This window comes from Micromonospora sp. NPDC047467 (assembly GCF_040643095.1).
In the GTDB taxonomy this organism is placed as follows: Bacteria; Actinomycetota; Actinomycetes; order Mycobacteriales; family Micromonosporaceae; genus Micromonospora.
This window is the reverse complement of record NZ_JBEYTO010000009.1, coordinates 273,082-279,888: the sequence shown is the minus strand read 5'-3', so window position 1 is coordinate 279,888 and position 6,807 is coordinate 273,082. Positions and strand designations below refer to the sequence as shown.

Sequence of the window (6,807 nt, the reverse complement as noted above, 5' to 3'; positions counted from 1 at the left end):
CCGGCGGGCGCCCGCCCCCCGCCGGCCCGGCGTGCCTGGCCGGCGGCCCCGGCCCGGCGGCCAGCGGGGCCGGGGCCGGCGGGGTGGGGGAGTTGTCAGGCGGCGGTGGACCAGATGGCGCGGAAGGCGGCTGCTTCGCCGGCCAGCCAGCGTTCGATGTGCTCGGGCTTGGCGTCGGCGGGCATGCGATGGGCCTGACCGCGTCGGACGTCGACCAGGACCGGCTCGGCGTGCGGGAGGACCGCGTCCATGTGCCGGGCCATCAGGTGCAGGGTTGCGAGCACCGATTCCTCGCTCGGTGGGGTCTCGTCGAAGTGCAGCCGGACCGCTTCGGCGCGGCCGTCGCTGTGGCGTACCCCGAAATGGGGGTTGATCTTGACTGGCAGGTCGCCCAGCATGGCCAGGGCGTCGCGGGTCTGCGCGAGATCGATGGCGGCCGGGTCGCCGAGGGAGTGCAGCCAGGCCGTGGCACCAGGCATCAGGGCCTGGTAGAGCGGGCGCCAGCGTGGCTTGACCACGTCGACCACCCCGGTCAGGTGGGTGCCGCCGGTGTGGAAGGCGATGTCGGCCTTGAGCGCCTTGACGAACTGGCCGTGCGGGTTGAAGCCGGAGCGACTGGCGCGCTGCTTTCGCAGCCCGCCCACGAAGGTCGCCTTGGTGGGGCCGGTGCGGTCGACGTAGCGGGTGAAGCCGAGCAGGGTGGCGTAGGGAGTGAGGGGCGTGGAGGCGGGCGCGGTCACGGGCGTCCTCCCAGGTCAGGAACTTGATTAGTACATACATTCTAATCGACACCTCTGACATCGCCCAGCGAATCTGGGAGCCATAACCGGACTCCGGCACGCGCCGGTCGCCGCTCGTCCGGGCACGTGCACCGGACAACACATCGACGCCTGCGCGGGTAACGTGTCCGTGTCAGTGGACCCGGTACGGCGCAGTGGAGGCTCCAAATGGGCAGCGTTCCACCCCCGCGCACGCACGACGTCGCGTAAGCCCGCGGTGCCAGCCAGGCCACGGTGAGCAATGTGTTCAGTCGACTCGACCAGCTCAGCCGCGAGCTGCGCGAACGGATCCTGGCCGCAGCGCGGGAGCTCGGCTCTCCCGGCCCTGACCGAATGTCGCAAACGGTCCGCCGGGGGCGGGCCGGCGCTGTCGGGTTGATCACCCACGAGCCCCTGCGGCACCTCTTCGAGGACCAGGCGGCACGACTGACCATGGCCGGAGTGGCCCGCATCTGCGGCGAGCACGGCTCCGCGCTGGTGCTGGTTCCCCGCGCCGAGGCCGGCGTGCCGGACGTCGTCGCCACCGCGCGGGTGGACGGCTTCGTCGCCTTCTGCGACCCGCTGGAACCTGAGCGGCGCGAAACGCTGCGTGCCCGGCGGCTGCCCGTCGTCGGGCTCGACGCCCCCGTGGCACCGGGCGAGCCGTACGTCGGCATCGACCACCGCGCCGCCGCCCGCGCCGCCGCCGCCCACCTCGTCGACCTCGGTCACCGACGGATCGGCGTGATCAGCCTGGCCCCGGCCCGTGGCGCGGAGGCCGCCGTGGTGCCCGCCGGTGTCGACGCGCCCATCGGGTCCGTCGCCAACCACGCCCGGCTCGACGGCTACCGGGACGCCCTGCGCCCCGTGCTCGCCGACGGGGGCCGGGTCGTCGTCGTCGCTGCTCGGGGGGCCGAGGAGGCCGACGGGGCCGCCGCCACGGGGATGCTGCTGGACCTCGCCGAGCCGCCCACGGCGATCCTTGCGATGAGCGACCGGTTGGCGCTCGGCGTCATCGCCGCCGCCACCTGCCGGGGCATCCGCGTCCCGGGTGGGCTCTCCGTCGTCGGGTTCGACGACGTGCCGGCGGCGGCTGCCGCCACCCCGCCCCTGACCACCGTGCGGCAACCGCACGCCCGCAAGGGCGCCGAGGCCGTCCGGATGCTCCTGCGGCCGGCACTGACCCGGGCGGCCCTGATCCTGCCGACCGAGGTCGTCGTCCGGGCCTCGACGGCGCCGCCCGGGGCGTAGGGCCGACGCCGGCCGTCACCGCCGCAGGGTCGTCAGGGCGGCGGTCAGGCGGGTGATGCCGAACTCGAAGGCCTCGTCGAGGTCACCGCCGAGGTTGAAGGCGCCCGCGAGTTCCATGCTGATGAAGCCGTTGGCCCAGGCGGTGAACGTACGGGCGGCCGCCAGGGCGTGTTCGGGCCCGGCGAGGTCGGCGGCGACGCGCAGGGCAGGGGCGCTGGCCAGGGTGAGGGTGTCGAGGCTGGGGCGGGTCTCCTCGGGGCCGTTGGCGAAGATCAGGTGGTAGCCGGCGGGTTGGGCGTGGGCGAACGCGCGGAAGGCGCGGGCCAACTCGCCGAGGTCCCTGCCCGGGTCGCCGCTGCCGGCGACGGCGCTGAGCCGCTCGCCCAGGTCGTGGACCGCGGCCTCGGTGACGAGTCGGATCAGGTCGTCGCGGTTGCGGACCCGCTTGTACAGCGAGGGGGCGCGTACGCCGACCCGCTCGGCGACCGCCTGCATGGTCAGGCGCGGGAGCCCTTCCGACTCCAGAATCTGGCGGGCAGCCGTGACGATGTCGGTAAGGGACGTCCGGTCGGGGGTGGGCATGCGATGTTCCTTCCGGGTGGGCGACGACCGTCACCATGATAGCTATGGTGCTTAGGCATGATGGCTATGTATCGTAGCCATCAGAACGTCACGCCACTTCGGGAGGCAGCATGAAGCTCGGCCCGCACCTGCACCGCATCGGCAACGACATCGTCGCCGCCTACCTGATCGAGACCGAGGAGGGTGTGACAGTCGTGGACGCCGGCCTCGCCGGTCACTGGGCCGACCTGGTCGCGGAGTTGTCCGCCATGGGCCGCTCGCTCGCCGACGTCCGGGGCCTGATCCTCACCCACGGCGACACCGACCACATCGGTTTCGCCGAGCGGCTCCGGCGCGATCACGGCGTACCGGTCTACGTGCACGCCGAGGACGCCGCCCGCGCCCGGGGCGAGGTCAAGTCCAAGACGCCCTTCGGGACGTTCAAGGTGGGCGCCGTGGCGCGCTTCTTCTGGTACGCGAGCCGCAAGGGCGGCCTGCGCACGACCTACCTCAGCGAGGTGGTCACCGTGCAGGACGGTCAGGTGCTCGACCTGCCCGGCGCCCCGCGCGTCATCGGAATGCCCGGCCACTCGCCGGGCAGCATCGCCGTGCACGTGCCGATCGCCGACGCCGTGTTCGTCGGCGACGCGCTCACCACCCGACACGTGCTGACCGGCCAGCCGGGCCCGCAGCCGGCGCCGTTCACCGACGACCCGGCGCTGGCGCTCGCCTCGCTCGCCCGCATCGAGGACCTGGGGGCGACGTGGATCCTCCCCGGCCACGGCACCCCGTGGAACGAGGGCGCCGGTGAGGCGGTGCGCCGGATCAAGGCGGCCGCTCAGGCCGGGTGATCGGTGGGCGTCAGAGCTGACCGACGTCGGTGATCCGGACGACCGCCGCGCCGACCTCGTCGGACGCCACCAGGTCGATCTCGGCGCTGATGCCCCAGTCGTGGTCGCCGTCCGGATCGTCGAAGATCTGCCGGACGGTCCACCGCTCCCGGCCCTGCTCGATCATCAGCAGCGCCGGTCCGCGGGCGTCCGGCCCGACACCAATCGAGTCGTACGCCTCGAAGTACGGCGCCAGCGCGTCGGCCCACGCGTCGTAGTCCCAGCCGTCGCCGGCGTCCAGTTCGGCGAGCAGGTCCCAGCGGCGTAGCGCGGCCAGCTCGACGCGGCGGAACAGCGCGTTGCGCACCAGCACCCGGAACGCCCGCGCGTTGCGGGTCACCGCCGGCGGCCGATCGGTCAGGGCGGCGTGCGCCTGGGCCACCTCGGCCACGTCCGACGGGTTGCGCAGCCGCTCCCACTCGTCGATCAGGCTGGAGTCGACCTGGCGGACCAGCTCACCGAGCCACTCGATGAGGTCGATCAGCTCCTCGGTCTTGGCGTCCTCGGGCACGGTCTGGCGCAGCGTCTTGTACGCGTCGGCCAGGTAGCGCAGGACGAGGCCCTCCGAGCGGGTCAGCCCGTAGAACTGCACGTACTCGGTGAAGGTCATCGCCCGCTCGTACATGTCGCGGACGACGGCCTTGGGGGAGAGCTGGTGGTCGGCGACCCAGGGGTGGCCCTGCCGGTACATCTCGTACGCGGCCTCCAGCAGCTCCGCGAGCGGCTTGGGGTGGGTCACCTCGTCGAGCAGTTCGAGGCGGGCCTCGTACTCGATGCCCTCGGCCTTCATCGCGGCGACCGCCTCGCCGCGCGCCTTGAACTGCTGCGCGGAGAGGATCTGCCGAGGGTCGTCGAGGATCGACTCGATCACGCTCAGCACGTCGAGGGCGTACGACGGGGACTCGGCGTCGAGCAGCTCGATGGTGGCCAGGGCGAGGGGGGAGAGGGGCTGGTTGAGCGCGAAGTCGAGCTGGAGGTCGACGGTGAGGCGGATCCGCCGGCCGGTCTCGTCCGGCTCGGGCAGCTCCTCGACCACCCCACCGGCGCGCAGCGCCCGGTAGATGGCGATGGCCCGACGGATGTGCCGGCGCTGCGCGGCGGGCTCCTCGTGGTTGTCGGTGAGCAGGTGCCGCATCGCGGTGAACGCGTCACCGGGGCGGCCGATGACGTTGAGCAGCATCGAGTGGCTGACCTGGAAACTGGAGGTCAGCGGCTCGGGCTCGGCGTCGACCAGCCGGTCGAAGGTGGGCTGACCCCAGCCGATCGAGCCCTCCGGTGGCTTCTTGCGGACCACCTTGCGGCGCTTCTTCGGGTCGTCGCCGGCCTTCGCGAGGGCCTTCTCGTTGTCGATGACGTGCTCGGGGGCCTGCACCACGACCCGGCCGATGGTGTCGTAGCCGGCCCGGCCGGCCCGCCCGGCGATCTGGTGGAACTCCCGGTTCTTCAGCAGCCGGGTACGGACCCCGTCGTACTTGGACAGGCCGGTGAACAGCACGGTGCGGATCGGCACGTTGATGCCGACGCCGAGGGTGTCGGTGCCGCAGATGACCTTGAGCAGGCCGGCCTGGGCGAGAGTCTCCACGAGCCGGCGGTACTTGGGCAGCATGCCGGCGTGGTGCACGCCGATGCCGTGGCGGACCAGCCGGGACAGCGTCTTGCCGAAGCCGGAGGTGAACCGGAAACCACCGATCGCCTGAGCGATCATGTCCTTCTCGGCGCGGCTGCAGACGTTGACGCTCATCAGCGCCTGGGCGCGTTCCAGCGCGGCGGCCTGGGTGAAGTGCACGACGTACACCGGGGCCTGCTTGGTCTCCAGCAGCTCTTCGAGCGTCTCGTGCATCGGCGTCATCGCGTACGAGAAGATCAGCGGGACCGGCCGCTCGGCCGAGCGCACGACGGCGGTCGCCCGCCCGGTGCGCCGGGTCAGGTCGTCGACGAACCGGGTGGTGTCGCCGAGGGTGGCGGACATCAGGACGAACTGGGCCTGCGGCAGCTCGATGATCGGCACCTGCCAGGCCCAGCCCCGGTCGGGCTCGGCGTAGAAGTGGAACTCGTCCATGATCACCTGGCCGACGTCGGCCTTCGCACCCTCGCGCAGCGCCAGGTTGGCCAGGATCTCCGCCGTGCAGCAGATGATCGGGGCGTCGGCGTTGACGCTGGCGTCGCCGGTCAGCATGCCGACGTTCTCGGCCCCGAAGACCTCGCACAGCGCGAAGAACTTCTCCGACACCAACGCCTTGATCGGCGCGGTGTAGAAGGTCGTCCGGCTGTCGGCGAGGGCCGCGAAGTGCGCGGCGATGGCCACCAGGCTCTTACCCGAGCCGGTGGGCGTGTTCATGATCAGGTTGGCGCCGGAGACGATCTCGATGACCGCCTCCTCCTGATGGGGGTAGAGGTCGAGGCCGCGCTCCTTCGCCCAGCCGGCGAACGCGTCGAAGAGGGTGTCGGGGTCGGCGCTTGTCGGCAGCGCGGCAGTGAGCGTCATAGCCTGTCCATGGTGCCTGGATCATGCCCCCGCGCGCCAACCCGCCGCCCGCCGGGCCCTCGTCCGGGCGCCGACGCGGCGTCGGCGGTCACCGGCGCCGGTAGATCAGGTCGGCGACCGCCCGGCCGGCGACGATCGCCCGCCGCTCGAACTTCGTCACCGGGCGGTGCGCCGGACGCGGCGCGAAACCGCCGTAGGCGTCCACCAGCCCCGGGTCCGCGTCCAGGGTCAGCCGCATCGCCTCGGCGTACTCGGCCCAGTCGGTCGCGCAGTGCAGCGTGCCGCCCGGCGTCAGACGGGAGCGCAGCAGCGCCACGTGCGCCGGCTGGATGATCCGCCGCTTGTGGTGGCGGGCCTTGGGCCACGGGTCCGGAAAGTAGATGTGCACGGCGTCCAGGCAACCCTCGGGCAGGCCCCTGACCAGGTCCAACGCGTCGCCCTGGGCGATCCGGACATTGCCGAGCTCACCGCGCTCCACCAGGTCCAGCAGGTTGGCGATTCCCGGCGTGTGCACCTCGACCGCCAGATAATCTCGATCCGGGTCAGCGGCGGCCATCGCGGCGGTGCTGTCCCCCATGCCCGAGCCGATCTCCAGCACCACCGGGGCGCGACGGCCGAAGAGTTCCGCCAGGTCGACGGGCTCGTCCGACACGTCCAGGCCGTACCGGGACCAGAGCCGACCGAGCGCGTCGGTCTGCCGGCCGCTCATCCGACCCCGACGGGGGTGGAAGGTGCGGATGTGGCCCACGGGCGGGGCGGCGGCGGGATCATGGTCGGTGGCGGTCACAGCAATCCGAGAGTACGCGACGCCGTCGGCGGATCGGATGTGATGTGCGACCGGGAATGAGAGGATCCATCTGGT

The 6,807-nt window shown here is 72.2% G+C and carries 6 protein-coding genes; 2 read left to right on the top strand and 4 right to left on the bottom strand.

What is annotated here, in order from left to right; translation table 11 throughout:
- Window positions 1–95: 95 nt before the first annotated feature.
- On the bottom strand, window positions 96–740 hold the full coding sequence (locus ABZ780_RS25080; RefSeq protein ID WP_357487668.1) for a hypothetical protein: 645 nt from the start codon (window positions 738–740) through the stop codon (window positions 96–98).
- 273 nt (window positions 741–1,013) lie between these two features.
- Between ABZ780_RS25080 and ABZ780_RS25075 the strand changes: the two genes are divergently transcribed.
- A complete protein-coding gene (locus tag ABZ780_RS25075; RefSeq protein ID WP_357487667.1) occupies window positions 1,014–2,009 on the top strand; it encodes a substrate-binding domain-containing protein in 996 nt (331 codons plus the stop codon).
- A 15-nt stretch (window positions 2,010–2,024) separates the two neighbouring features.
- Here the strand turns inward: ABZ780_RS25075 and ABZ780_RS25070 are convergent, their stop codons facing one another.
- Window positions 2,025–2,591 (bottom strand): TetR/AcrR family transcriptional regulator, encoded by a 567-nt coding sequence (locus tag ABZ780_RS25070; RefSeq protein ID WP_357487666.1) that lies wholly within the window; start codon window positions 2,589–2,591, stop codon window positions 2,025–2,027.
- 110 nt (window positions 2,592–2,701) lie between these two features.
- Between ABZ780_RS25070 and ABZ780_RS25065 the strand changes: the two genes are divergently transcribed.
- On the top strand, window positions 2,702–3,421 hold the full coding sequence (locus tag ABZ780_RS25065; protein ID WP_357006098.1) for an MBL fold metallo-hydrolase: 720 nt from the start codon (window positions 2,702–2,704) through the stop codon (window positions 3,419–3,421).
- A 10-nt stretch (window positions 3,422–3,431) separates the two neighbouring features.
- Here ABZ780_RS25065 and ABZ780_RS25060 read toward each other — a convergent pair whose 3' ends face one another.
- Together ABZ780_RS25060 and trmB are read right to left on the bottom strand one after the other, a co-directional pair.
- Window positions 3,432–5,945, bottom strand: coding sequence for a DUF3516 domain-containing protein (locus tag ABZ780_RS25060; RefSeq protein WP_357006101.1), 2,514 nt, complete (start codon window positions 5,943–5,945; stop codon window positions 3,432–3,434).
- Between the two features lie 88 nt (window positions 5,946–6,033).
- Window positions 6,034–6,654 carry a tRNA (guanosine(46)-N7)-methyltransferase TrmB gene (gene trmB, locus ABZ780_RS25055; protein ID WP_357487675.1) on the bottom strand — a complete coding sequence of 207 codons (621 nt, stop codon included), beginning with the start codon at window positions 6,652–6,654 and terminating at the stop codon, window positions 6,034–6,036.
- Between the last annotated feature and the right edge of the window lie 153 nt (window positions 6,655–6,807).